The sequence below is a fragment of the Rhodococcus coprophilus NBRC 100603 genome, assembly GCF_001895045.1.
GTDB lineage: Bacteria > Actinomycetota > Actinomycetes > Mycobacteriales > Mycobacteriaceae > Rhodococcus > Rhodococcus coprophilus.
Window position 1 is genome coordinate 221,114 of record NZ_BDAM01000009.1, and the last position, 23,536, is coordinate 244,649.

The window sequence follows — 23,536 nt, forward strand, 5'->3', positions numbered from 1 at the left end:
TCGAAATTTAATGACGACTTGTCGTCAAAGTATTGTCCCGAGGGTGCGACGAGGACTCGAAAGGCCGCCGGACAGGCTCGCGCGGTCCTTCGCCGAGGCGCCTGGGTGTACCCTTCGAGCGGTCCCCGAATTCCCCGACCGATCCCGGAGCATCGCGTGCCTATTCTGAATGCCGGGCACACCGTGGCCGAGCACAAGTCGGCCACCCGAACGCGCATCCTGCGTGCCTTTGGCGAGGTACTGGCGCGCGAGGGGTGGGACGGCGCGTCGTTCAAGGCCGTCGCTGCGCAGGCAGGTCTTACCCGGACCGTGATCTACAACTACTACTCCGACAAGTCCGAGATGCTGCTTGCTTGGTCGGCGCACGAGATCGAGCGGTTCCTCGACCTCCTCGAGCACAAACTCGCGGGCATGGATGATCCGCGGGAGATGCTCCAGACCGTCGTCGAACTGGTCCTGTTCGAGTTCGCCGGACCACACCCCGTGACGCCACCGGTGATGAGCCTGATCCCGAACGCAACCAAGCTGGAGTTCACGTCTCAGCTCAACGAACTCGAAGACGTGGTGTACCGGATCCTGGTCGAAGGCGAACGTTCCGGTGTGTTCCATCTGATCGACGCACGGTCCGCAAGTCGCTGCATCCTGGGTTGCCTGGATCCCCACCGCCAGACTCTCGCCGAGGGCGGCGCAGTCGACGAAGTGGTCGCGCGGGTCGTTCCCTTCGTGATGGGTGCCGTCGGCGCGCTCGATCGCGAGCCGCACGGCGAACCGGGATGCGCCACGATATGCGATGCGGGCGAGGACAATTCACCGACCGAGCCCTGACGCGGGAGCCCGCTCAGTTCTCCGAGCGGGTCTGCGGCGTCTCCCCCGGGATCTTCGCACCCGTCACCCGGCGCACGAAGCTGACTACCTCGGCGAGCGCACTCCGCGCGGACGGCGAGATCCCCGGCAGACTCAGATATCCGTGCACTGCGTTGTCGTATTCGGTCAGCGTGACGTCGCCGCCTTTGCTTCCGAGCGCCTCCGCATAGAACACGCCGTTGTCGCGTAACGGGTCGTGGCCGGCGACCTGGATCAATGCCGGCGTCGCCGCACCGGCCAGACCGCCGCGCAGCGGAGCGGCGGTGGGAGCGTACGGGTCCGCGCCGGCGAGATAGAGACGGACGAACGCTCGCATACCCCGCGACGTCAGAACAGGCGCCTCGGCATGCTCACGCTCGGACGGAAAGACATCCTCCATCTCGGTCCCCGGATAGACCAGCACCTGCCCCGCCAGTGCGGGCCGGCCGGCCTGCGCGGCGAGATCCGCCACGACCGCGGCCAGATTGCCACCCGCACTGTCGCCCGCGACCAGGATGCGTGTCGCGTCCACGCCGAGCTCCGCGGCATGCTCTGTCACCCACAGCAGCGACGACCAGCAGTCGAATACTGCCGCTGGATAGGGGTTTTCAGGCGCGAGACGATAATCGACGGATACGACGACGCACGGCACCTCCACCGCCATGTGACTCGCCCACCACTCGTCTTGTTCGGGATTGCCGAGCACCCAGCCTCCTCCGTGGAAGAGCACCACGACGGGAAGCGGGCCAGGCCCCGAAGCCGAAGGGCGGTAGATGCGCAGGCGCACACCGACAGGCTCGGCGGGCCGGTCCAGTCCCGCGATCTCGGCGGGCGGCAACTCGACGGTACGGTCGACGATGTGCGCGTCGCGGTGCGGCCTGCCGGCGATCGATCGCCCTACCGGCGAGGCGAGCAACTTCTCCCGGCGGACACGCCGCGCGGGGATGGCCTCGGGCGGCTCGTCGGCGATGGAGGCACCGATCAGCCCTTCGAACAGAGCGAAGATCTTCGTACGAAGCGGGAGCGGAGCGGGCACGGCGGCAACACTAGAGGACCCTGCTCACTTCCGGAACAGTTCCGTGGTCGGGACGGAGGATTCCACTGAGGCACACCCCCTGAGGACGTCGGGTCGCCTCGGAACGGAGACGGTCGTTCACCCGAGATACGCTCTGGATGACGTTGTCGCGCACCATGATCCATTCCTCGTCTCCCGAACTGGAATGTACCGACACCACACCGTCGACGACATGGTCGAAAGTGAAGTGCGACAGCGCTGCCGGGAACTTGTCGCGGCGGCCCCTGAGCACCCGCCGCATACGCGCACGCGGCGACAGGAACGTCTGCACGAGATAGGCCAGCCACTCGGTGTGCCGGAAGAAGTGTTCGTCGCCGTCCCACACCAGGGCCGATCCGTCGGCGGTCGGAACCCACTGGCACCACGACAGCGGACGCCCCCGCGACGGAAGACCGTCCCGACCCGCGTTGTGCGGCCCGCTCGCGGGCCCCGCGAAGCCTCGGAGGAACTCGATCTCGTCGGCATTCAGAGGAGGTGACACCTCGAACCGACCGTCGAATCGAGCGCTGTACATACGGTGCCTCCCCACGTCGACTGCTCTCCTTTACCCCCTTCGGAGCCGTTCCACACCGGTCGGAGCCGACAATTCGCACGAATCGGGACAAACGCACGTGAGGCATGAGAATTTCTGTTAACTTCCCGGGTACATCCACAGCCGGGACAGGGTAGGGACATGCTGCGTCGAATAATGGCCACAGTCATGGGTACGGTGATAGTCGCAGCGGGAGCGGTGACAGGCGGCGGCATCGCACAGGCCGAAGACACTGCTACGAAGCAATATCCGCTCGCTCCTACCTTCCTCGACGGCATCGGGATGGAACTCGCGAACCCCGGAGGTTCGGCGCCCGGCTCCAACGACTGGTCGTGCGAGCCCTCCGACGAGCACCCGGAACCGGTGGTCCTCGTGCACGGAACCATGGCTAATCGACAGGACAACTGGGCCTACCTGTCGCCGCTGCTCGCCAACGAGGGTTACTGCGTCTTCGCGCTCACGTACGGCAACTATCCCGAGCTGCCGTGGCCGTTCAGTGCGGTCGGCGGCCTCAAGCCCATGGAACAGAGTGCCGTCGAACTGGCGGCATTCGTAGACCGGGTACTCGACGTCACGGGTGCGGAAAAGGTGAGCCTCGTCGGCCATTCACAGGGCACGCTCATGCCCACGTATTACCTCAATCGCCTGGGCGGCAGCACCGAGGTGCGAAACCTCATCTCCCTCGCACCGCTGTGGGACGGTAGCCACGCGTTCCTGCTCGAGGCGACGTTCTCCCTGTTCGGTCAGGCCGGTCTGCGCGACGAACTCGAACAACTCGTCGCAACCGTGGGCTGCGGCGCGTGCCCGCAGGTGCTCGCCGGATCCCAGTGGTTCCGGGATCTGCACGCAGACGGGGTCTACGCGCCGGGGGTGCAGTACACCAACATCATTTCCCGCTACGACGAACTGGTGCTCCCGCACACCAGCGGATACCGCGAAGCCGACAACGCGACCAACTTCGTGCTGCAGGACCACTGCGAGGCGGACTGGGCCGAACACGTCGCCATCGTCAACGACCCCGTTGCCGCAGCCGTCGTCCTCAACGCGCTCGACCCGGACAACCCGCGCCCGGTGCCGTGCGTGTCGGTCCCGCCGTTCACCGGCTGGTCACCCACCGCACCTCCGCGGTAGAAAGACGACCGCGACCGCCGCAGCAGCGGCGGTCGCGGTTTCCAGCTATGTGGTGCTTACGCGCGGCGCTGCCGGGCGATGTCGGCGAGGACCACGCCCGCGGCGACGGACGCATTGAGAGACTCCACGTCACCGGCCATCGGAATCGAGAGAATGGCGTCGCAGGTTTCCCGTACGAGCCGGGACAAGCCCTTACCCTCCGAGCCCACCACGACGACCACCGGATCGGTGCCGTCGAACTCGTCGAGCGTGGTGTCTCCGCCTGCGTCGAGACCGACCACGCGCACACCTTGCGCCTGCCAGTCCTTGAGCGTGCGGGTCAGGTTCGTGGCGCGTGCGACCGGCAGCCGTGCCGCAGCACCGGCGCTGGTCCGCCAGGCAACAGCGGACACCGAAGCCGAACGTCGCTGCGGAATGACCACGCCGTGACCGCCGAAGGCCGCCACCGAACGGATGACGGCACCGAGGTTGCGCGGATCCGAGATGTTGTCGAGCGCGACCAGCAGCGGCCGCTCGTGGTGCTCCTTGGCCCGCGCGATCAGGTCGTCGGGATGCACGTACCGGTACGGCGGCACCTGGAGACCCACGCCCTGGTGCATTCCGTTCGTGGACAAGCGGTCGAGTTCGGCGCGCGACACCTCGAGGATCGAGATGCCCATGTCGGCCGCACGCTGCACGGCTTCCTTGAGTCGCTCGTCCGCCTCCGCTCCGACCGCGACATACAGCGCGGTCGCGGGAACCTCGGCGCGCAGGCATTCGACGACCGGGTTGCGGCCCAGCACCATCTCCGGACCGTCCTCGGGCTTGCGGCCGGCGGGTCGCCGTCCGCCGCCACGCGAGGAGGTGTCGGTCGCCTTTGCCGCGGCACGGGAACGCCGTGCTGCGGCGTGGTACGGACGATCCTCGGCCTTGGGTGTCGCACCGCGCGGTTCCAGACCACGACGGCGCTGCCCGCCGGAGCCGACGACCTGCCCCTTCTTGGTTCCGCCCTTACGAATCGCGCCGCGGCGCTGGGAATTGCCTGCCATCACTGTCCTGCTTTCAGAGACCACTCGGGTCCGTTCGGCGTATCGGTCACTTCGATACCCGCCGCTGTCAACCGGTCGCGCACCTCGTCGGCGATCGCCCAGTTCTTGTCTGCCCGCGCGTTCTGTCTCCGGACGAGATCCGCGGAGACGAGCACGTCGAGCGCTTCCAGGGCCGCCGATCGGTCGGCGGTGGAGTCACTCCAGTGTGCATCGAGCGGGTCGACTCCGAGAATTCCGAGCATCGCGCGCACCTGCGACGCGATCCGGACGGCCTCGTCGAGATCACCGTTGTCGAGTGCCTTGTTGCCTTCGCTGCGTCGTCCGTGGATCTCGGCGAGCGCCTTGGGCACACCGAGATCGTCGTCGAGTGCGTCGGCGAAGGCGTCCGTCCATGTGCCGACGGGAACCTCGCCCGCACGATCACGGGTCTTGAGGACGAAGGTTTCGAGTCCCCGGTAGCCCGCGGCCGCTTCCTGGAGCGCTGCCTCGGAGTACTCGAGCATCGAACGGTAGTGCGCGCTGCCGAGGTAGTACCGCAACTCCTGCGGTCGCACCTTGGTGAGCACGTTCGGCACCGACAGCACGTTGCCGAGCGACTTGGACATCTTCTCGCCGCCCATGGTGACCCAGCCGTTGTGCAGCCAGTACCGGGCGAAGCCGTCGCCTGCCGCCCGAGCCTGGGCGATTTCGTTCTCGTGGTGCGGGAAGACGAGATCCATTCCGCCGCAATGGATATCGAAGGTTCCGCCCAGATAGAACGTTGCCATCGCGGAGCATTCGAGGTGCCATCCGGGACGGCCGCGTCCCCACGGAGTGGGCCACGAGGGCTCGCCCGGCTTCGCTGCCTTCCACAAGGTGAAGTCGCGCGGATCCCGCTTGCCGAGCCCGGCGCTCTCACCCTGGTGCACGTCGTCGAGCTTGTGCCCGGACAGCGACCCGTACTCGGGATAGCTCTTCACGTCGAAGTAGACGTTGCCGTCGGAGGGGTACGCGTGACCCGCCGCGATGAGTCGTTCCATCAGATCGACCATCTGCGTGATGTGCCCGGTAGCGCGGGGCTCGATCGACGGAGGGAGGACACCGAGCACGTCGTACGCCTTGTTGAACGCGCGCTCGAATGTCGCGGCCCATTCCCACCACGGACGCCCGGCCTCGGCGGCCTTGCGGAGAATCTTGTCTTCGATGTCTGTGACGTTTCTCACAAACGCGACATCCATCCCCTGAGCCGCGAGCCATCTGCGTAGGACGTCGAATGCGACGCCACTGCGCACATGGCCGATGTGGGGTTCGCCTTGAACGGTGGCACCACACAGGTACACCGAGGCATGGCCGGGGACGAGCGGCACGAATTCCCGCACATCCCGTGTTTCGGTGTCGTAAAGGCGCAAGGTCACGACCGTCGATCCTACCGGTCGTCGCTCTGCTGCAGGACGAGCGCGGTGGCGACGGCCGCCACACCCTCGCCTCGTCCGGTCAATCCGAGGCCGTCGGTGGTCGTCGCGGACACCGAGACAGGGGCACCGAGCACGTCGGACAGCACCCGCTGCGCCTCGTCGCGCCGCGGCCCGATCTTCGGGCGGTTGCCGATCACCTGGACCGCCGCGTTGCCGATCGTCCAGCCGGCGTCGGCGAGCAGGCGGCGCACCTCCACGAGCATGGCCGCGCCCGAGGCACCTGCCATCTCCGGCCGGTCGGTGCCGAACACCGCTCCCAGGTCGCCGAGACCGGCGGCCGAGAGCAACGCATCGCACAGGGCGTGCGCGGCGACGTCACCGTCGGAATGGCCTGAGCATCCGTCGGCGTCCTCGAAGAGCAGTCCGGCCATCCAGCACGGCCGGCCAGGCTCGACGGGATGCACGTCCGTTCCGATTCCGACACGCACGACGGTTCAGCGCTCCTCTGCGGTTCGAGCCCCCGACGCGAGCAGTGCGCGCGCGAGGACGAGATCCAACGGTGTGGTGATCTTGAAGGCGAGCGGGTCGCCCGCGACGGTGTCGACACGCTCACCGAGTCGCTCGACGAGACCTGCGTCGTCGGTCGCGTCGCCGGCGTCCGTGTTCGCCCGGCTCAGCAGTGCGACGTCGAAACCTTGGGGGGTCTGTACCGCACGAAGGGACGCGCGGTCGGGCGTGCCGGTGACAGCACCCTGCGCGTCGACACTCTTGATGGTGTCGGTGACGGGCAGGACAGGAATCACCGCGTCGCTCCCGCGCCGCAGTTCGGCCACCACGCGGGCGAACAAGCCGGGGGGCGTGAGCACCCGAGCAGCGTCGTGCACCAGCACGAATCGCGCGTCGGATGCGCAGGCGAGTCCGGCACGCACCGAATCGGCGCGCTCGGCACCTCCTGCGACGACGGATACCCGCTCAGAGAAGGGCGCCCGCACCAGTTGTTCCGGCTGTGTCGCGGCGAGTTCGGGCGGAACCACGACGACGACCCGGTCTACCTCACCGGAGTCGAGCATCGATTCGACGGCGCGATCGAGCATCGTCCGCCCGTCCAGTTCGACGAACGCCTTCGGCAGTTCTTGGCCCAGACGAACGCCGCGGCCGGCCGCCGGAACAATCCCGACGACCGGCCCGTTGCGATCGTTCACTTGCTGTGTTCGGGGTTCTTCACGCAGTTCGCCACTCAGGACGCGGCTGCGAGAACCTCGTCGAGCATGCTCGCGGCCCGGACGTCGTCCGTGCCCTCGGCGAGAGCGAGTTCGCCCACGAGAATCTGGCGAGCCTTGGCCAGCATGCGCTTTTCACCTGCGGAAAGGCCGCGATCCTGCTCCCGGCGCCACAGATCGCGGACAACTTCCGCGACCTTGTTGACGTCGCCGGAGGCCAACTTCTCGAGGTTGGCCTTGTACCGCCGCGACCAGTTGGTCGGCTCTTCGGTGTGCGGCGCACGCAACACCTGAAAAACCTTGTCGAGACCCTCTTGCCCAACAACGTCGCGAACTCCGACGTACTCTGCGTTATCTGCAGGAACTCGCACTGTGAGGTCGCCCTGCGCGACTTTCAGAACCAGATATTCCTTCTGCTCACCCTTGATGGTGCGCGTTTCGATAGCTTCGATCAGCGCCGCACCGTGGTGGGGGTATACGACGGTGTCTCCGACCTTGAAAATCATGTGTCCCGTGCCCCTTTCGATTCACCGAGTTTAACACGTGACTACCTCGTCCTCTCATCAACGATGCAGGTCAGGGGCATCGATACGTGAGCGCAGGGCTTGACAGGCAGTCGGTTCCGTGCTTTATGTGACGTGTGTCACCCTTCGGGACTGGGCATGTCCGGGCTTTCGGGAGGCGACAGCAAAAGTTGCGAGTTCCGGCCCCGCCGCACACAGGTCGCTCGCTGACTACTACTCTGCCTAGTGGATTGCGAGCCTTACTCGATGGAGGAACCCGTGACTGCTCTCAAAGCGCCGACTCGGCGAGTCGTGACAGCCCTCGCCCTGGCGGCGGGAGCGACGCTCACGCTGTCGGCATGCGGTGCCGGCCAGATCAGCCAGACCGCCGTACAGGTCGCGGCGATCAACGGCAACAACGCCGAGGTCGGATCGATCGCCCTGCGGAATGTGCACGTGATCTACCCGAACTCCGAGGAGTACAGCATCGAACCGGGTGGCACTGCGCTGCTCGGCTTCACGGTGGTGAACCTCGATCCGTACACCCCGGACGTGCTCACCGACATCTCCACCGAGTTCGCGGACTCCGTGAATGCGGAGGAGATCGAGATTGCTCCGCAGTCGTCCGTCGTCGCCGGTGAGTCCACCGAGACGGCCGCACTCGACGAGGCTCCTCAGCCCGCTCAGACGAAGGAGACCCCGCCCGACGCGCCGAGTGTCGCCACCGTCGAACTGGTCGGCCTGAACGAACTCGTCCGGCCGGGACTGACCGTCCCCGTCACGTTCTCCTTCGAGGAAGCCGGCGATCTGACCATCTCCGTGCCGATCGACGCAGGCCCGATCCTTCCGCGCGACGAGTCCGACATGTCGCCGATCATCGGCGAAGCGCACTAACGCACCCACAGCCCGAAAGACCCCGGTCGAGCACCTGCTCGACCGGGGTCTTTCCTGTCGGGGCAGGCCACTATCCTCCGGCAGTGGCCAAAACCAAGTCGCTCTACCGCTGTTCCGACTGCGCACACACCGTCGGGAAATGGGTCGGCCGCTGCCCCGAATGCGGGACCTGGGGCTCCATGGACGAAGCCGCCCCGCAACCCACGGCTGTGGCGGCGCGGGCCGGAACCACCCTCGCCCGCGCGGGCGCTGCCGCGGTACTGCCGTCGACCCCGGCGACCCCGCTGTCCCAGATCGACGGAAAAGCCACCTACGCGAAATCCACGGGTGTCGACGAACTCGACCGCGTCCTCGGCGGCGGGATAGTTCCCGGTTCGGTCGTGTTGCTCGCGGGAGAACCCGGCGTCGGCAAGTCGACGCTGCTCCTCGAGGTGGTCCATCGGTGGGCGCAGCGCGGCAGCGACGAGCGGGCCCTGTACGTCACCGGGGAGGAATCGGCGGGACAGGTACGGCTGAGGGCCGACCGCACCGGCGCTGTGCACGACCGGGTTTACCTCGCGGCGGAGGCCGACCTCGCGACGATCTTCGGACACGTCGAACAGGTTCGCCCGACGCTCCTCGTCGTCGACTCGGTGCAGACGATGCTCGCAGCGGACGTCGACGGCGTCACCGGCGGCGTCACCCAGGTCCGGGCTGTGACGAGCGCGTTGACCTCGCTCGCGAAGTCGAGCGGCGTGCCTGTGCTCCTGATCGGACACGTCACGAAGGACGGCGCCGTCGCCGGGCCCAGGTCGCTCGAGCATCTCGTCGACGTGGTGCTGCACTTCGAAGGCGACAAGCACTCGACGCTGCGGATGGTGCGCGGAGTGAAGAACCGGTTCGGCGCCGCCGACGAGGTGGGCTGCTTCGAACTCACCGAGAACGGCATCGTCGGGGTCAGCGATCCGTCCGGGCTGTTCCTGCAGCACCGCGACGAAGCGGTTCCCGGCACTGCAGTCACGGTGACGATGGACGGGAAGCGCCCGCTGCTCGGCGAAGTGCAGGCGCTGGTGGTACCCACACACAACCCGTCGCCACGTCGCGCTGTGAGCGGACTCGACTCGGCGCGGGTGGCCATGGTCCTCGCGGTGCTCGAGCGCCGCTGTGGGCTCGGCAAGCTCGGCAACTGCGACGTCTACGCCTCCACGGTGGGCGGTATGCGGATCACCGACCCCTCCGCCGACCTCGCATTGGCGCTGGCAGTGGCGTCGGCAGTGCGAGACCAGCCGGTACCCGCCGGCACCGTGTTGCTCGGAGAAGTCGGCCTCGCCGGCGAGGTGCGGCGCGTCGCCGGGGCGGGTCGCAGGCTCGCCGAGGCGAACCGGCTGGGGTTTACCCGAGGGGTGGTACCCAGGGGTGTCGAAGGCGTGCCGAAGGGGATGAAATCCACCGAGGTCGTCAACGTGGGGCAGGCGCTGTCGACGTTGTCCCGCTGATCCCGGGCATCGTGTCGCACCCGCATGCGAACATATGTTCGTGTCCGGTGAAGCCACGATCCTCCATGCCGACCTAGACGCGTTCTACGCGTCGGTCGAGCAGCGCGACGATCCCTGGCTCCGGGGAAAGCCGATCGTGGTCGGCGGCGGCGTGGTGCTCGCCGCGAGTTACGAGGCGAAGGCCTACGGGATCAAAACCGCGATGTCGGGCCGCGCGGCGCGAGCGCTCTGCCCCGAGGTGATCTCGGTTCCGCCCCGAATGGAGGCGTACACGAAGGCGTCGCGCGACGTGTTCGCAGTGTTCGCCGACACGACCCCGATCGTCGAGGGCATCTCGATCGACGAAGCGTTCCTCGACGTGTCGGGAGTGCGCCGCATCTCGGGCGAGCCCGTCGAGATCGCCGCGCGACTCCGTCGCACAGTGGCCCGCGAGGTGGGCCTGCCCATCACGGTCGGCGTCGCACGCACGAAGTTTCTCGCCAAGGTCGCGAGTGGAGTCGCGAAACCGGACGGGCTGCTTCTCGTTTCGCCCGACGCCGAACTCGACTTTCTGCACCCGCTGCCGGTGGAGCGATTGTGGGGCGTCGGAAAGGTCACCGCCGCAAAACTGCACGCACACGGGTTACGGAAGGTCGGCGACCTGGCCCTCCACTCCGAATCCGATCTCGTCGCGTTGCTCGGCGCGGCATCGGGACGTCATCTGCGCGCCCTCGCGCTCGGTCACGATCCACGACGCGTCCGGCACCGCGGACGAAGTTCGATGGGCGCGCAACATGCCCTCGGGCGCGGGCCACACAGCCACGAGTCCTTGGAGGCGACGCTGCAACTGCTCGTCGGCCGGGTGTGCCGTCGCATGCGGCGCGCAGACCGCCTCGGCCGCACCGTGGTGTTGCGACTGCGGTTCGCCGACTACACCCGCGTCACGCGGTCGCACACGCTCGGCAGCCCCACGGCCCGAACCGACCTGATCGGCGACACCGCCCGCGAACTCCTCGAGGCGGCACGCCCGGTGATCGCCGAGCGCGGAGTGACCCTCGTGGGCGTCGCCGTCACCAACCTCGACAAGCAAGGCACCGAGCAGCTCGAGTTGCCGTTCGACGCGGAAGTCCCGAACGGACCGCCGACAGCGGACACGGAATGTGCCGGCGAACGGCGGCGGCTCACCCACCCCCCGATCGACCGGCACGCACTCGATTCCGTGCTCGACGACCTTCACGGAAGATTCGGCGCGGGCTCGGTGACGTCGGCGACGCTGCTGGGCCGCCACCATCGGCCCGGCGTACCGCTGCTACCCGACGCCCAGCCGTGAGATCCCCGGTTGCGCCGGAGGTGTCAGACGGCGGAGATGTCCTGGTCGCCGGTCGGCATGCCGTCGACGAAATCCTTGCCCTTTTCGAAATGCTCGTGGCCCACGACGATGAACAGGCCGTACGACGAACCCACGACCACGTCGGGATCTGCCAGCGGACCGTCGACGATCCGCGCTTCCGAGCGCGTGTAGACCTTGCGGCGCACCGTGCCTTCGACGCGGGACCGCAGTTCGAGCACCGCACCGAGGGGAATGGGACGGGCGAAATCGATGCCCAGATGCGCAGTGACCACGGCCGACCGGAGCGCGGCGTTGCACGCCATTCCCTGCGCCTCGTCGAACGCCGTCATCAGGATGCCGCCGTGGATGAATCCCGGACCGCCCTGGTAACGCTTCGCAACCTCGAAGCGGCCGATCACCTCGAGTCCCTCGCCGGTCGTGAACTCCATCCCGAGGCCGGTGGGCTGGTCGTCTCCGCATCCGAAGCACTTGGACCAGTGCTGAGGAACGGGAGCGCCGGGACCGGGGTGGTCGGCGGGGAAATCGGGTACAGCGAGGTCGTCGGGCAAGATCCAGGTACTGCTCATGAACAAGTAATGTAGTTGCGCGGTCACGAGGGTCTTTCTCTTCCCTCCCCAGAATGTGACCACGACCGCAGGGTCCGGGACACGGAAGGAATCTGCCACATGACCGAGTCGGCGCGGTCCGCGACGCTGAGTGACACCATCGCCCGACTCGCCCCCGGCACCGCACTCCGCGACGGGCTGGAGCGCATCATGCGTGGCCGGACAGGTGGACTCATCGTTCTCGGATTCGACGAGAAGGTCGCCGCGCTGTGCGACGGCGGATTCGAACTCGACGTCGAGTTCGCTCCGACCCGGATGCGTGAGCTGTCGAAGATGGACGGCGCCGTCGTGGTCTCGACCGACGGCACGCGCATCGTCCGTGCCAACGTCCAGCTCGTCCCCGATCCGAGCATCCCGACCGTCGAATCCGGAACCCGGCATCGGGCAGCGGAGCGCACGGCCATCGAAACGGGTTATCCCGTCGTGTCGGTGAGCCAGTCGATGAGCATCGTCAGCGTGTACGTCGCGGGTCGCCGCCACGTGATCGACGACTCCGCGACGATCCTCTCGCGCGCGAACCAGGCCGTCTCCACCCTCGAGCGCTACAAGGCTCGCCTCGACGACGTGACGCGGCAACTGTCGGTGGTGGAGATCGAGGACATCGTCACCCTGCGCGACGCCCTCACCGTGGCCCAGCGGCTCGAGATGATGCACCGCTTGTCGGTGGAGATCGAACAGGACGTCCTCGAGCTCGGTACCGACGGGCGACAGCTGGCGCTGCAACTCGAAGAACTCGTCGGCGACAATCAGCTCGCGCGTCAGCTGATCGTCCGCGACTACCTGTCGGGAGACGAGGCACCCTCGACACTCGATGTGGAACGGGCCCTGGATCGTCTCGCCGGCCTCAGCGACACGGACCTACTGGACCTGACCACCCTCGCCCGCGCGTTCGGCTACCCCCAGACCATCGAGGCGCTGGACGCACCGATGAGCCCTCGTGGCTACCGGGTGCTGCACCGCGTGCCACGTCTGCAGCCCCAGCAGATCCATCGTCTGGTGGGCGCGTTCGGCACGCTGCAGGGCATGCTCGCAGCTACCGCGGCGGATCTGCAGGCGGTCGACGGCATCGGTGCGCTCTGGGCGCGGTACATCCGCGAGGGACTGTCACGACTGGCCGAATCGGCCATCAACCACTACGACTGACGCCCTGTCACGGGGTGATGTTGAACGGCTCCGGCGTGCTGCGCAGACCGCCGAGCTGGCCCACCACCGTGTACGCACCCGGCCCGACGGGCTCGCGCGGCGACTCGCATCCCGGCTCGGAGGTCGACGCGGACCACTTGACGGAGTAGGCAGCCTGATCGCCCGGCTGCAACGTGCGCATGTCCGTGGTCGGTTCCGCGAAGCAGTCGGTGTTGGACCAGAGTCGGTCGTTCCCGTCGAGGCTGTAGACGAGGACCTGCTGAAGCCCTGCCCCCAGGTCGCGATCGCATCCGGTGGTGCCGATATTGGTGATGACGATCGTGAACCCGGGCTCGGTACCCACCTGGTAGTTCGGCTCGTCGGCCGTGACCCGCACCGCGAGCGACTGGTCGGGACATTGACCGGGCGGGGCCGAATCCGCCGAGGCTTCCGCGCCGGACGACGTGGTCTCGGACTCGCCTTCCGAGGTCGTGCTCCCCGACGTCGTGCCGCCCGAATCCGACGCGCTCGCCGAGGTGGTTCCCTCACCGTCGCTCTCATCGCCCGAGTTCTCCTCGGAGCTGTCGGGCGCACTCGTCGTCGAGGTGATCGTCGACTGGGCTGCGGCGGGTTCAGGTTCGGCGTCACCGCCGCCGGTCAGGGCGACGACGAGCCACACGACCAACGCCAGCACGACCGCCAGGACGGTGATCGCGAGGACGCGTCGTCGCCGGTAGATCTCGGGGGGCAGCGGGCCGGTGGGTTCAAGCACGTCTCACACGGTAAGTGCCGGGCCGGACCCGCTGCGGCATAGCGCCCGGCGTGTCGCTCAGTCCGAGGTCACACCGATGTCGCCGATGTGCCCCTGCAACTTGACGTGGCCGTCGTCCAGCTTGTAGGTGACGCCCGCGATCGCGCACCGGCCGTCGGCAACCCGTTCGGCGATGATCCGGGACCGGTCGGTGAGGAGCCGGCCGGTTTCGACCACGTGGCGGACCTCGAGATCGTCGACCGTGACCAGGCCGTCCGCGCGCCCGAGCAGGATCGACGGGGCGACCCGCTCGACGATGCTGCGGATGTGCCCGCGGGGAACCTCACCGGTGTCGAGCGCCTTCAGCGTGGCGCCGACTGCGCCACAGCTGTCGTGCCCGAGCACCACGATGAGGGGAACGCCGAGCACCTCGACCGCGTATTCGATCGAGCCGAGAACCGAGCTGTCGATGACGTGACCGGCGGTCCGGACGACGAACATGTCGCCGAGGCCCTGATCGAAGATGATCTCGGCGGCGACACGAGAGTCGCCGCAACCGAAGAGCACTGCGGTGGGATGCTGTCCGTTGACCAGTTCGGTCCGTCGGTCGATCCCCTGGCTCGGGTGCTGCGGGGTACCGGCAACGAACCGCTGATTACCCTCGGTCAGAGCTTTCCACGCGGAGATCGGGTTTGAGTTGGGCATAGGGCACATTATTCACCCGCGCCCGTCACGACCCTCACGCAGTGGTACCGCTACGCGCACGGACGTCCCCGCCGAGGGGACGAGAGGAGAAGAAATGCCTGTTGACGCCACCTCGCTCGTGCGTTGGTACGCCGCGGAAGCACGCGACCTACCGTGGCGCCGCGAAGGTGTGACGGGCTGGCAGATCCTCATGTCCGAGGTGATGCTCCAGCAGACGCCCGTCGTGCGTGTCGCACCGATCTGGGAAGAGTGGGTGCAACGCTGGCCCGTGCCGTCGGCGATGGCCGCGTCGAGCCAGGCCGATGTCCTGCGCGCGTGGGGAAAGCTGGGTTATCCCCGCCGGGCGTTGCGTCTGCACGAATGCGCGGGGGTGCTCGCCGCGCAACACGGCGACCGGGTCCCCGAGGAAGTCGATGTGCTCCTGACGCTGCCCGGCGTCGGCACCTACACCGCGCGTGCGGTCGCGTGTTTCGCCTACGGTCGCCGTGTTCCGGTGGTCGACACCAACGTGCGACGGGTCGTGGCGCGCGCCGAGCACGGTCGCGCGGAACCGGGAAATCCCTCCACCACGCGGGATCTCGCCGACGTCGAAGCGATGCTTCCCCGTACCCGAGCACGGGCCGCGACGTTCTCCGCGGCTCTGATGGAACTGGGCGCAACGATCTGCACCGCTCGTACCCCCGACTGCGGCCGGTGCCCGTTGCCGGAATGCGCGTGGGTGCAGGCGGGCCGCCCGGCCCATGACGGTCCCGCCAAACGCGTCCAGAAGTTCGCCGGCACCGACCGTCAGGTCCGGGGACGCCTGATGGCCGTCCTCCGGGACAGCACGGGCCCGGTGGAACGTCCTGCGCTCGACAGCGTGTGGCTCACCGACCCCGGCCAGCGCGACCGGGCGTTGCATTCGCTGCTCGTCGACGGACTCGTCGAACAGACCGACGACGGTCTCTTCGCTCTTGCCGGTGAAGGCGGCCGCTGACCCGGCCCGGCGCTGCGGAGACACGCCGGATCACGACGACCGGATCACGACAGTCGGGTGAGGAACTCCTCGACGACGGCGCGATACTCGTCGGGCCGATCGTCGTGCACGAGATGCCCCGCACCCGCGATACAGACGTACTCGGTTCCCGGACGTGTCGCCATCTCGCGCATCTGACCGGGCGGCGTGATCGTGAACTCGCCTTCGATGAGAAGAGCCGGGACGGTGAGTGCCGTCCACTCCTCCCAGAAATGCCGGCGCCCCCACTCTTCCGAGATGTCCCGGAAGGTCGCGACGTCGCCGTGCAGGTACCAGCCGTCCGCGCGACGAGTGAACGAATCGAGGAAATACCGTCCGGCGACAGGTCCGAAGAACTCGATCACCGCGTCCTCGGTGGGGAACGGCTGGGGCCACTGCCCCACCATCGCCGCCCAGTTCTCGGCGGTACGGCCCCGGAAGTCGGGTGCCATGTCTTCGAGGACGAGCGCGGTGACCTTTCCGGGATGCGCAGCAGCCAGGCACCACGCGTGCAGCGCGCCCATCGAATGCCCGATCACGACGAACGGTTCGGTCTCGTCGGGCAGGTGTGCCGCCACATCTGCGACGAATGCGTCGGTGCCGAGGTTCTCAGGTGCCGGGCGGCCGTGACCGGCGGCATCGAACGAGTACACGTGGCCGTGTTCGCGAAGCCACGGGACCTGCCGGCGCCAAGTCCGGGCGCTGCCCATCAGCCCGTGCAACAACAGGATCGGCCGTCCGCTACCACCTTCGTCATGCAACACAGTCGCCCAAGGTAGCGGAGTAGTCTCGCGACCATGGCAGTCGTGAAGATCAACGCAATCGAAATCCCCGAAGGTGCCGGACCGGAACTGGAGAAGCGGTTCGCCAATCGGGCGCACACAGTGGAGAACTCGCCCGGATTCCTGGGCTTCCAACTGTTGCGTCCCACCGCGGGTGAGAACCGCTACTTCGTGGTGACCCAGTGGGAAACCGAGGAAGACTTCGCGGCGTGGCGCGACGGTGGCGCCCGCGCCGCTCACGCGGGCGAAGCGAAGAACCCCGTCGCGTCCGGAGCGTCGCTGCTGGAGTTCGAAGTAGTGCTGGACGTCAAGAAGTCCTGATGCCCGCGGACTCCGCGCGCGAGTTGACGTATCCGGAAGTCGGCGCGTCGCTCGGCGTGCTTCCCCCCGGGTACCGCCACCTCGAGGTGGAGCGCGAACTGGGCAACGGCGCTGTCGTGTTCGACGTCGCCGTTGCCCGTTTGTTCGCGTGGGAGATGCACCGTGCCGCAGGACTCCGGGTCGCTCGAGGTACTCCCCCGGCCGCACTCGGCGTCGAGGTGCAACTCGGATTCGGTGTCGGTCCGCTGCGGCTGCCGGCATGGTGCCGGGTGGTCGAGGTCGTCGACAGCCCGCAGCGCCGCGGATTCACCTACGGAACCCTCTCCGGCCATCCGGAGATCGGTGAAGAGAGCTTCCTCGTCGAACATCGTCCCGACGGTCGGGTGGTGGGCCGGGTGACCGCGTTTTCGCGCCCCGGCCGGTGGTTCACGCGGCTCGCCGGTCCGGTGGGCCCGCTTCTGCAGCGGTGGACTGCTCGCCGCTATCTGGCGTCGCTCTGCGCCTGATCCTCGCGTGTACGCGCGCCCGCATCGTCGATCGCGCGTTGCAGCATCATGAGGAAAACGTCTTCGGGTTGTGCTCCCGACACTGCGAGAGCCCGGTCGGCGACGAAGAACGGCACGCCGGTTACGCCGAGATCGCGCGCCTCGCGCAGGTCGGCACGCACCGCCTCCGACGCTGCGCCGGATTCGAGATCGGCGCGAACCGCGTCCGCGTCCATTCCCGCCGACGATGCGATTCGCACCAGGGCTTCCCGATCGTCCACCACCTCGCCATCGACGAAGTGCGCGCGGAACAGCGCCTCGAGGAGTGCGTCACGCTGCGTCCCTGCGAGATGCAGCAGTCGGTGCGCGTCGAAGGTGTTCGCGGAAATCACTGTGTCGAAGTCGATGTCCACGCCCACCTCGGCAGCAGCAGCGGCGACCTGGGAGAACATCTGCCGGACCTGCTCGACGGGCATGCCTTTCATGTTCGCGAGCGCCTCGGACTCGGGTGTGCGGGTTCCTGCCGGGGTGTCCGGCGCCAGCTGGTAGGACCGCCACGTGACCCGGACGCGGTCGCGGTGCTCGAACTTGTCGAGTGCGGCGGTGAACCTGCGCTTGCCGATGTAGCACCACGGGCAGGCGATGTCCGACCACACTTCGACGTGGACGGCAGGCGGAGCAAGGTGTGGATGGGTCACGCATCCATCCAACACGCTTGCCCCGCGCCCTGTTCCCTCAGGACTCGAGAGCGGCGTCCAACGAGATATCCACTCCCGTGAGTGCCTTGCTCACCGGGCAACTCGCCTTCGCATCCTCGGCGGCTTTCGTGAACCCAGCGGCGTCGAGGCCCTCGACCTCTCCACGCACCTTCAGAGTGATGCCCGTGAGCCGGAAACCGCCGGCCGGGTCCGGTCCCAGGGACACATCGGCGGCCACGTCGAGACTCTGCGGTGTTCCACCCGCTTCCGCGATGAGGGCGGACAGCTGCATGGCGTAGCACGACGAGTGGGCGGCAGCGATCAGTTCTTCGGGGCTGGTGGTGCCGTCGGCGTTCTCCGCCGACCGTTTCGGGAACGAGACGTCGAACGTGCCGCGTCCCGAACTGGTCAGTTCCACCTGGCCGGAGCCCTTCTGAAGATCACCGTTCCAAGCGGTTCGCGCGGTCCGTGTGGGCATCGTGTGTCCTTCCTGTCGTCTTCCGGGTTCTCCGGTCGCGTACCCGTCCCCGGCCGGACCCACACTCGCGGTCCTCCGATCCGTGGCAGGGAGGTATCGATACGGCATCGCTCGCCCACTTCGAGGCAGCGCCGGTCCTCGTAACCGCAGATCCTGTTTGCATGACCACAGCGCAGCACGACCCTCGACCCCTGTTCCGCGGCGCTCTCGAGTGGGCGGGCGACTTGTTCGCAGGCGTCCGCGCCGAGCAGCTGACCGATCCGACGCCCTGTCCCGAATTCGATGTCCGGGCACTGCTCGGTCATCTCGCCTCGACCATCGACCGTGGCCGCGTCGTCGGTGAAGGCGGCGACGTCCACACGGTTCCCGAATGCCTCTCGTCGCCCGGCGACGAGTGGTCGAGCACCCTGGACGATGTCACGAAGCGGTACTGGGAGGTGTGGAGCAACGACGCACTCCTCGACACGCCCGTCACGGCGCCGTGGGGGACGTTTCCCGGCAGGGCCGCGGTTCTCGTGTCGCTCAACGAGGTGCTGGTGCACGGCTGGGACCTTGCGGCCGCCACCGGTCAGAACACGGAGGCGGATCCCCAACTCGCTCAGGCCGCCTACGAGGTCATGCAGCGCGTCCTCCCCGCCACGCCGCGCGAAGGGCTACCGTTCGGGCCGGTCGTCGACCCGGCACCGGACGCGGGACCGACCGAACGGCTCGCGAACTGGTGCGGACGCGTGACCGCCCCCTGGATGCACCGCGCCTGAGGCACTGCACCGGCTGAATCGCCACACCTCCTGGACCTGCGAGGTACGGAAACGCCGAGGGGCGGCACCCTTGCGGGTACCGCCCCTCGGCGTCGATTCCGTACGAAATCAGGCGAGCAACATCAGGCTTCCGGCTCCCCTTCGGGGGTCTTCGCCATGACGACTGCCGGGGTGTCGGGCACCTCGGCCGGCTTCTCGCTCGGCGTGAACGTGAACTTCGCGTCCTCGCCGGCGCCTTCGCCGTCCCAGTTGTCGACGTCGACGAGCACGATCTGGCCGGGGCCGATCTCGCCGAACAGGATCTTCTCGGAGAGCTGATCCTCGATCTCGCGCTGGATGGTGCGGCGGAGCGGCCGAGCGCCGAGAACGGGATCGAATCCGCGCTTCGCGAGCAGCGACTTCGCCTTCTCCGTGAGCTCGATGCCCATGTCCTTGTTCTTCAGCTGCACCTCCACGCGTCCGATCATCAGATCGACCATCTGGATGATCTGATCCTTCGTCAGCTGGTGGAAGACGATGATGTCGTCGATGCGGTTGAGGAACTCCGGCCGGAAGTGCTTCTTGAGCTCGTCGTTGACCTTGTTCTTCATCCGCTCGTAGTTGGACCCGCTGTCGCTGCCGTGGCTGAAGCCCAGGCCGACAGCCTTCGAGATGTCCGACGTACCGAGGTTCGACGTGAAGATCAGCACCGTGTTCTTGAAGTCCACCGTGCGTCCCTGACCGTCGGTGAGACGGCCGTCTTCGAGGACCTGCAGGAGCGTGTTGTAGATCTCCTGGTGGGCCTTCTCGATCTCGTCGAAGAGCACGACCGAGAACGGCTTGCGGCGCACCTTCTCGGTGAGCTGGCCGCCCTCCTCGTACCCGACGTAGCCGGGAGGAGCACCGAACAGACGCGACGCGGTGAACCGGTCGTGGAACTCGCCCATATCGATCTGGATGAGGGCGTCGTCCTCGCCGAACAGGAAGTTCGCCAGCGCCTTGGACAGCTCGGTCTTACCGACACCCGACGGTCCGGCGAAGATGAACGAGCCGGACGGACGCTTCGGGTCCTTCAGACCGGCACGCGTACGACGGATCGCCTTCGAGACTGCCTTGACGGCATCCTCCTGGCCGATGATCCGCTTGTGCAGCTCGTCCTCCATGCGGAGCAGACGGGTGGTCTCCTCCTCGGTGAGCTTGAACACGGGGATTCCGGTCCAGTTCGCGAGAACTTCCGCGATCTGCTCCTCGTCGACCTCGGCGATCACGTCGAGGTCGCCCGCACGCCACTGCTTCTCACGCTCGGCTCGCTGCGCGACGAGCTGCTTCTCCTTGTCGCGCAGGCTCGCGGCCTTCTCGAAGTCCTGCGCGTCGATCGCCGATTCCTTCTCGCGACGGGCGTCGGCGATCCGGTCGTCGAACTCGCGCAGGTCCGGCGGTGCGGTCATCCGGCGGATGCGCATCCGCGCGCCCGCCTCGTCGATGAGGTCGATCGCCTTGTCCGGCAGGAACCGGTCGTTGATGTAGCGATCCGCGAGGGTCGACGCCGCGACGAGCGCCTTGTCGGTGATCGAGACGCGGTGGTGCGCCTCGTACCGGTCGCGCAGACCCTTGAGGATCTCGATGGTGTGCTCGACCGTCGGCTCGCCGACCTGGACCGGCTGGAAGCGACGCTCCAGCGCGGCGTCCTTCTCGATGTACTTGCGGTACTCGTCGAGAGTGGTGGCACCGATGGTCTGCAGCTCACCGCGGGCCAGCTTCGGCTTGAGGATCGACGCGGCGTCGATCGCGCCTTCGGCCGCACCCGCGCCGACGAGCGTGTGCAGCTCGTCGATGAACAGGATGATGTCGCCGCGGCTGTTGATCTCCTTGAGAACCTTCTTCAGGCGCTCTTCGAAGTCACCGCGGTAACGGCTGCCGGCCACGAGGGATCCGAGGTCGAGCGTGTAGAGCTGCTTGTCCTTGAGGGTCTCGGGGACCTCACCGTTCACGATGGCCTGTGCAAGGCCTTCGACGACGGCCGTCTTACCGACACCGGGCTCGCCGATCAGCACCGGGTTGTTCTTGGTGCGACGCGAGAGCACCTGCATGACCCGCTCGATTTCCTTCGCCCGGCCGATGACCGGATCGAGCTTGCCTTCGAGCGCGGCCTGCGTCAGGTTGCGACCGAACTGATCCAGAACGAGCGAGGTCGACGGGGTGCCGGACTCGCCGCGACTGGTGCCGGACTCCGCAGGCTCCTTGCCCTGGTAACCGGACAGCAGCTGGATGACCTGCTGCCGGACCCGGTTGAGGTCGGCGCCGAGCTTGACGAGGACCTGAGCGGCCACGCCCTCACCCTCACGGATGAGACCGAGGAGGATGTGCTCGGTGCCGATGTAGTTGTGGCCGAGCTGCAGCGCTTCGCGCAGGCTCAGCTCGAGGACCTTCTTGGCACGGGGGGTGAACGGGATATGCCCGGACGGCGCCTGCTGGCCCTGGCCGATTATCTCTTCGACCTGGCTCCGGACGCCTTCGAGGGAGATCCCCAACGACTCGAGAGACTTCGCCGCCACACCCTCACCCTCGTGGATGAGGCCGAGGAGGATGTGCTCCGTGCCGATGTAGTTGTGGTTGAGCATCCTGGCCTCTTCTTGAGCCAGGACAACGACGCGCCGCGCGCGATCGGTGAACCTTTCGAACATCGCACTCCCTCACACTCTCCGGCTGCAGAATCCGATACGAGATCGTCCCGGACCTCTGCTGCCGCTCTTCGCTCCGGCACTCGAGTCGTTCATCGGAACCGGTGAAGGTTCCACGTTCCCACTGCACACTCTAGTTGGCGTGGTATCGACCCGCTCTCCCTCCACCCTTCGTGGGTAGCGGAAAAGCCCGGCTATGGGTTGTAACGCTGCACGTGGCGGATACGTTTCCGCAAGCTGTACGCCACAAGCGAACAGTCCGTCAGCCTGCGAGGACGCGCTGCAGCCGGCGCCCGAGACTGTCGGGGGCCCGCTCAGGGTCGGCAAGGCTGCTCTCGGCGAGCACGCTGTCCTCACCATCGACGGTACCGGGCTCGAACGGGCGCAGCGACCGGCCCGGTCCCCGGAAGCGTTCGACCGCTGCGAGCAGCGACCCGCCGTTCGCGGTGGCTTCCGCGATCTGCGCCACGTCCACGCCGAGGTGTTCCGCGAGCAGCGTGTTGCGCAGGTCCACGGCTGCCCTGCCCACACGATCCCCCGGCTCTGCCGCTTCGATCGCGAGGTCGCACTCGGTGTCGAACCCCATGGACCGGTTGTTGAGGTTCGAGGACCCGATCCGCAGCAGGTTCTCGTCCATCACGACGACCTTCGCATGCACGTAGATCGGTTTACCGCCCTCGGTGACCGGATAGTAGGCGCCGAACCTGCCGTGCACGTCGGCGTTCCACAGCAAGTGGAGCAGGGCCCGTCGTGCGCCGTCCATCGCCTTCTGCTCGAGCCATCCGTCGGCATTACGCGGGATGACGAGCACGATCTCCGGACCGTCCGGTTCCTGCAAACGCGCCGCGAGCGCCTCCGCGAGAGTGCGCGACGCCAGGTACTGACTTTCCAGGTAGAGGGTGTGGCGGGTCTTCTCGATGATGGCGAGGTACAGAGATTCGATCTCGTGCACGCCCTCCTGGTCTCCGTACTTCGGCAACGTGCGTGCGATCGAGACGTCGACATCGCGCACGGTGGGCTCGAGCCCGTCGGGCCAGATCGGATCGGTTCCGTCGACGGGTTCGAGTTCGACGCCGGTGGCGGCCTTCCACCTGGCTCTCGCCAGTTCGCCCAGCGCCCGGGCGGCCTCGCCGTCCACCGCTGTGGTGACGTCGTGCCACGGGCCGTAACGCTTGCCGCTCGGCTCACGGCGGTACCGGCTCCGGTCCGCGTGGTCGGAGGTGTCCCAGCGGTCGACCGTCATGTCGATACCACCGCAGAACGCGATCGTGTCGTCGACGACGATGATCTTCTGGTGGTGCGCGGCACCGACCGGATGCGCGCCGTCGATCTCGAGGTGCAGGCGGGAATCGGTGAACCAATCGAGCACGAACACGGGGGTCATCCCTCGCCCGAGCGCGCTGAAGGCACCGATATTCCACTTGAGCAGATAGATCTCGAGGTCGGGACGACGCTCCGGAAGCCACTTCAACAGTGCCCCGAGCTTGTTCGGGCCCTCGAGGGTCTTACCGTTCGGCTCGAATTTGATCCTGGTGTCGAAATCCCACCCGATGAGCATGATGCGTTTCTTCGCATCGAGCATGGCTGATTTTACGTGACGAAAATACGTGGCAGCGTCGACGATCGAAGTAAGATTGGCCGCACTTTCGGTACGCCAACACGTTTTTCCGGGTTCGAGCACTCTGTCAACCATCCTGTGCATCCTACTCCGGCACGGATGGAGGCCCCGGAATTGTGTTCCGGAAAACAACC

General features: G+C 67.1%; 25 protein-coding genes. 10 read left to right on the top strand and 15 right to left on the bottom strand.

Annotated features, from left to right (window positions below; all coding sequences use genetic code 11):
* Window positions 1-156 precede the first annotated feature (156 nt).
* Complete coding sequence (locus RDCOP1_RS16275; RefSeq protein ID WP_072702524.1) at window positions 157-825, top strand: TetR/AcrR family transcriptional regulator; 669 nt, start codon at window positions 157-159, stop codon at window positions 823-825.
* A 13-nt stretch (window positions 826-838) separates the two neighbouring features.
* On the opposite strand, the gene RDCOP1_RS16280 is transcribed toward RDCOP1_RS16275, so the two are convergent.
* Both RDCOP1_RS16280 and RDCOP1_RS16285 read right to left on the bottom strand, forming a co-directional pair.
* The gene (locus RDCOP1_RS16280; RefSeq protein WP_072702527.1) at window positions 839-1,879 is read right to left on the bottom strand and encodes an alpha/beta hydrolase; all 1,041 of its coding nucleotides are present in this window, start codon (window positions 1,877-1,879) and stop codon (window positions 839-841) included.
* 10 nt (window positions 1,880-1,889) lie between these two features.
* On the bottom strand, window positions 1,890-2,432 hold the full coding sequence (locus RDCOP1_RS16285; protein WP_072702530.1) for a hypothetical protein: 543 nt from the start codon (window positions 2,430-2,432) through the stop codon (window positions 1,890-1,892).
* 159 nt (window positions 2,433-2,591) lie between these two features.
* Here RDCOP1_RS16285 and RDCOP1_RS16290 point away from each other — a divergent pair, with 159 nt between their 5' ends.
* Window positions 2,592-3,581, top strand: a complete 990-nt coding sequence (locus RDCOP1_RS16290; protein WP_307718200.1) for a lipase family alpha/beta hydrolase — start codon at window positions 2,592-2,594, stop codon at window positions 3,579-3,581.
* A 56-nt stretch (window positions 3,582-3,637) separates the two neighbouring features.
* Here the strand turns inward: RDCOP1_RS16290 and rlmB are convergent, their stop codons facing one another.
* Genes rlmB through RDCOP1_RS16315 form a run of 5 tightly spaced genes read right to left on the bottom strand, consistent with a single transcriptional unit; the run spans window position 3,638 to window position 7,729 of the window.
* A complete protein-coding gene (gene rlmB, locus RDCOP1_RS16295) occupies window positions 3,638-4,609 on the bottom strand; it encodes a 23S rRNA (guanosine(2251)-2'-O)-methyltransferase RlmB (RefSeq protein WP_072702533.1) in 972 nt (323 codons plus the stop codon).
* Window positions 4,609-6,003 (bottom strand): cysteine--tRNA ligase, encoded by a 1,395-nt coding sequence (gene cysS / locus RDCOP1_RS16300; RefSeq protein WP_072702536.1) that lies wholly within the window; start codon window positions 6,001-6,003, stop codon window positions 4,609-4,611. The genes rlmB and cysS overlap by 1 nt, the downstream gene beginning before the upstream one ends.
* Before the next feature lie 11 nt (window positions 6,004-6,014).
* Window positions 6,015-6,491, bottom strand: a complete 477-nt coding sequence (gene ispF / locus RDCOP1_RS16305) for a 2-C-methyl-D-erythritol 2,4-cyclodiphosphate synthase (RefSeq protein WP_072702539.1) — start codon at window positions 6,489-6,491, stop codon at window positions 6,015-6,017.
* Window positions 6,492-6,497: 6 nt separating this feature from the next.
* The gene (gene ispD, locus RDCOP1_RS16310; protein WP_072702542.1) at window positions 6,498-7,205 is read right to left on the bottom strand and encodes a 2-C-methyl-D-erythritol 4-phosphate cytidylyltransferase; all 708 of its coding nucleotides are present in this window, start codon (window positions 7,203-7,205) and stop codon (window positions 6,498-6,500) included.
* Window positions 7,206-7,240: 35 nt separating this feature from the next.
* Window positions 7,241-7,729 (bottom strand): CarD family transcriptional regulator, encoded by a 489-nt coding sequence (locus RDCOP1_RS16315; RefSeq protein ID WP_072702544.1) that lies wholly within the window; start codon window positions 7,727-7,729, stop codon window positions 7,241-7,243.
* 276 nt (window positions 7,730-8,005) lie between these two features.
* On the opposite strand from RDCOP1_RS16315, the gene RDCOP1_RS16320 reads away from it, so the two are divergent.
* From RDCOP1_RS16320 to dinB, 3 genes are all read left to right on the top strand, one after another.
* On the top strand, window positions 8,006-8,620 hold the full coding sequence (locus RDCOP1_RS16320; RefSeq protein ID WP_072702763.1) for a copper chaperone PCu(A)C domain-containing protein: 615 nt from the start codon (window positions 8,006-8,008) through the stop codon (window positions 8,618-8,620).
* Between the two features lie 83 nt (window positions 8,621-8,703).
* Complete coding sequence (gene radA / locus RDCOP1_RS16325) at window positions 8,704-10,095, top strand: DNA repair protein RadA (RefSeq protein ID WP_072702547.1); 1,392 nt, start codon at window positions 8,704-8,706, stop codon at window positions 10,093-10,095.
* Between the two features lie 34 nt (window positions 10,096-10,129).
* Window positions 10,130-11,404, top strand: a complete 1,275-nt coding sequence (gene dinB, locus RDCOP1_RS16330; protein WP_072702550.1) for a DNA polymerase IV — start codon at window positions 10,130-10,132, stop codon at window positions 11,402-11,404.
* Window positions 11,405-11,427: 23 nt separating this feature from the next.
* Here the strand turns inward: dinB and RDCOP1_RS16335 are convergent, their stop codons facing one another.
* On the bottom strand, window positions 11,428-11,991 hold the full coding sequence (locus RDCOP1_RS16335; RefSeq protein ID WP_072702766.1) for a PaaI family thioesterase: 564 nt from the start codon (window positions 11,989-11,991) through the stop codon (window positions 11,428-11,430).
* A gap of 99 nt (window positions 11,992-12,090) precedes the next feature.
* Between RDCOP1_RS16335 and disA the strand changes: the two genes are divergently transcribed.
* Complete coding sequence (disA, locus tag RDCOP1_RS16340; protein WP_072702553.1) at window positions 12,091-13,173, top strand: DNA integrity scanning diadenylate cyclase DisA; 1,083 nt, start codon at window positions 12,091-12,093, stop codon at window positions 13,171-13,173.
* Window positions 13,174-13,180: 7 nt separating this feature from the next.
* Here disA and RDCOP1_RS16345 read toward each other — a convergent pair whose 3' ends face one another.
* Both RDCOP1_RS16345 and RDCOP1_RS16350 read right to left on the bottom strand, forming a co-directional pair.
* Window positions 13,181-13,924 (bottom strand): hypothetical protein, encoded by a 744-nt coding sequence (locus RDCOP1_RS16345; RefSeq protein ID WP_072702557.1) that lies wholly within the window; start codon window positions 13,922-13,924, stop codon window positions 13,181-13,183.
* A 57-nt stretch (window positions 13,925-13,981) separates the two neighbouring features.
* The gene (locus RDCOP1_RS16350; RefSeq protein ID WP_072702560.1) at window positions 13,982-14,608 is read right to left on the bottom strand and encodes a carbonic anhydrase; all 627 of its coding nucleotides are present in this window, start codon (window positions 14,606-14,608) and stop codon (window positions 13,982-13,984) included.
* Between the two features lie 94 nt (window positions 14,609-14,702).
* On the opposite strand from RDCOP1_RS16350, the gene RDCOP1_RS16355 reads away from it, so the two are divergent.
* Window positions 14,703-15,584 (top strand): iron-sulfur binding domain-containing protein, encoded by an 882-nt coding sequence (locus RDCOP1_RS16355; protein WP_072702563.1) that lies wholly within the window; start codon window positions 14,703-14,705, stop codon window positions 15,582-15,584.
* A 44-nt stretch (window positions 15,585-15,628) separates the two neighbouring features.
* Here the strand turns inward: RDCOP1_RS16355 and RDCOP1_RS16360 are convergent, their stop codons facing one another.
* Window positions 15,629-16,366 carry an alpha/beta fold hydrolase gene (locus tag RDCOP1_RS16360; RefSeq protein WP_072702565.1) on the bottom strand — a complete coding sequence of 246 codons (738 nt, stop codon included), beginning with the start codon at window positions 16,364-16,366 and terminating at the stop codon, window positions 15,629-15,631.
* A gap of 33 nt (window positions 16,367-16,399) precedes the next feature.
* Here RDCOP1_RS16360 and RDCOP1_RS16365 point away from each other — a divergent pair, with 33 nt between their 5' ends.
* Window positions 16,400-16,705: an antibiotic biosynthesis monooxygenase family protein gene (locus RDCOP1_RS16365; protein ID WP_072702568.1), complete on the top strand. Its 306-nt coding sequence runs from the start codon at window positions 16,400-16,402 to the stop codon at window positions 16,703-16,705.
* Window positions 16,705-17,211, top strand: coding sequence for a DUF1990 domain-containing protein (locus RDCOP1_RS16370; RefSeq protein WP_072702570.1), 507 nt, complete (start codon window positions 16,705-16,707; stop codon window positions 17,209-17,211). The genes RDCOP1_RS16365 and RDCOP1_RS16370 overlap by 1 nt, the downstream gene beginning before the upstream one ends.
* Here RDCOP1_RS16370 and RDCOP1_RS16375 read toward each other — a convergent pair.
* Together RDCOP1_RS16375 and RDCOP1_RS16380 are read right to left on the bottom strand one after the other, a co-directional pair.
* Window positions 17,187-17,888, bottom strand: coding sequence for a DsbA family oxidoreductase (locus tag RDCOP1_RS16375; RefSeq protein WP_072702573.1), 702 nt, complete (start codon window positions 17,886-17,888; stop codon window positions 17,187-17,189). The genes RDCOP1_RS16370 and RDCOP1_RS16375 overlap by 25 nt on opposite strands.
* Before the next feature lie 37 nt (window positions 17,889-17,925).
* A complete protein-coding gene (locus RDCOP1_RS16380; RefSeq protein ID WP_072702769.1) occupies window positions 17,926-18,366 on the bottom strand; it encodes an OsmC family peroxiredoxin in 441 nt (146 codons plus the stop codon).
* 161 nt (window positions 18,367-18,527) lie between these two features.
* On the opposite strand from RDCOP1_RS16380, the gene RDCOP1_RS16385 reads away from it, so the two are divergent.
* Window positions 18,528-19,124, top strand: a complete 597-nt coding sequence (locus RDCOP1_RS16385; RefSeq protein WP_072702576.1) for a TIGR03086 family metal-binding protein — start codon at window positions 18,528-18,530, stop codon at window positions 19,122-19,124.
* Between the two features lie 122 nt (window positions 19,125-19,246).
* Here the strand turns inward: RDCOP1_RS16385 and RDCOP1_RS16390 are convergent, their stop codons facing one another.
* Both RDCOP1_RS16390 and RDCOP1_RS16395 read right to left on the bottom strand, forming a co-directional pair.
* A complete protein-coding gene (locus RDCOP1_RS16390; protein ID WP_072702582.1) occupies window positions 19,247-21,787 on the bottom strand; it encodes an ATP-dependent Clp protease ATP-binding subunit in 2,541 nt (846 codons plus the stop codon).
* Window positions 21,788-22,046: 259 nt separating this feature from the next.
* Window positions 22,047-23,477, bottom strand: coding sequence for a phospholipase D-like domain-containing protein (locus RDCOP1_RS16395; protein ID WP_072702585.1), 1,431 nt, complete (start codon window positions 23,475-23,477; stop codon window positions 22,047-22,049).
* Window positions 23,478-23,536: the final 59 nt, after the last annotated feature.

Coding starts and splice junctions, on each gene's coding strand:
- RDCOP1_RS16390 (WP_072702582.1), bottom strand. CDS start 21,787: ATGTTCGAAAGGTTCACCGATCGCGCGCGGCGCGTCGTTGTCCTGGCT.
- RDCOP1_RS16285 (WP_072702530.1), bottom strand. CDS start 2,432: ATGTACAGCGCTCGATTCGACGGTCGGTTCGAGGTGTCACCTCCTCTG.
- disA (WP_072702553.1), top strand. CDS start 12,091: ATGACCGAGTCGGCGCGGTCCGCGACGCTGAGTGACACCATCGCCCGA.
- rlmB (WP_072702533.1), bottom strand. CDS start 4,609: ATGGCAGGCAATTCCCAGCGCCGCGGCGCGATTCGTAAGGGCGGAACC.
- RDCOP1_RS16290 (WP_307718200.1), top strand. CDS start 2,592: ATGCTGCGTCGAATAATGGCCACAGTCATGGGTACGGTGATAGTCGCA.
- RDCOP1_RS16355 (WP_072702563.1), top strand. CDS start 14,703: ATGCCTGTTGACGCCACCTCGCTCGTGCGTTGGTACGCCGCGGAAGCA.
- dinB (WP_072702550.1), top strand. CDS start 10,130: ATGTTCGTGTCCGGTGAAGCCACGATCCTCCATGCCGACCTAGACGCG.
- RDCOP1_RS16335 (WP_072702766.1), bottom strand. CDS start 11,991: ATGAGCAGTACCTGGATCTTGCCCGACGACCTCGCTGTACCCGATTTC.
- RDCOP1_RS16385 (WP_072702576.1), top strand. CDS start 18,528: ATGACCACAGCGCAGCACGACCCTCGACCCCTGTTCCGCGGCGCTCTC.
- RDCOP1_RS16395 (WP_072702585.1), bottom strand. CDS start 23,477: ATGGTTGACAGAGTGCTCGAACCCGGAAAAACGTGTTGGCGTACCGAA.
- RDCOP1_RS16380 (WP_072702769.1), bottom strand. CDS start 18,366: ATGCCCACACGGACCGCGCGAACCGCTTGGAACGGTGATCTTCAGAAG.
- RDCOP1_RS16365 (WP_072702568.1), top strand. CDS start 16,400: ATGGCAGTCGTGAAGATCAACGCAATCGAAATCCCCGAAGGTGCCGGA.
- RDCOP1_RS16370 (WP_072702570.1), top strand. CDS start 16,705: ATGCCCGCGGACTCCGCGCGCGAGTTGACGTATCCGGAAGTCGGCGCG.
- RDCOP1_RS16350 (WP_072702560.1), bottom strand. CDS start 14,608: ATGCCCAACTCAAACCCGATCTCCGCGTGGAAAGCTCTGACCGAGGGT.
- RDCOP1_RS16315 (WP_072702544.1), bottom strand. CDS start 7,729: ATGATTTTCAAGGTCGGAGACACCGTCGTATACCCCCACCACGGTGCG.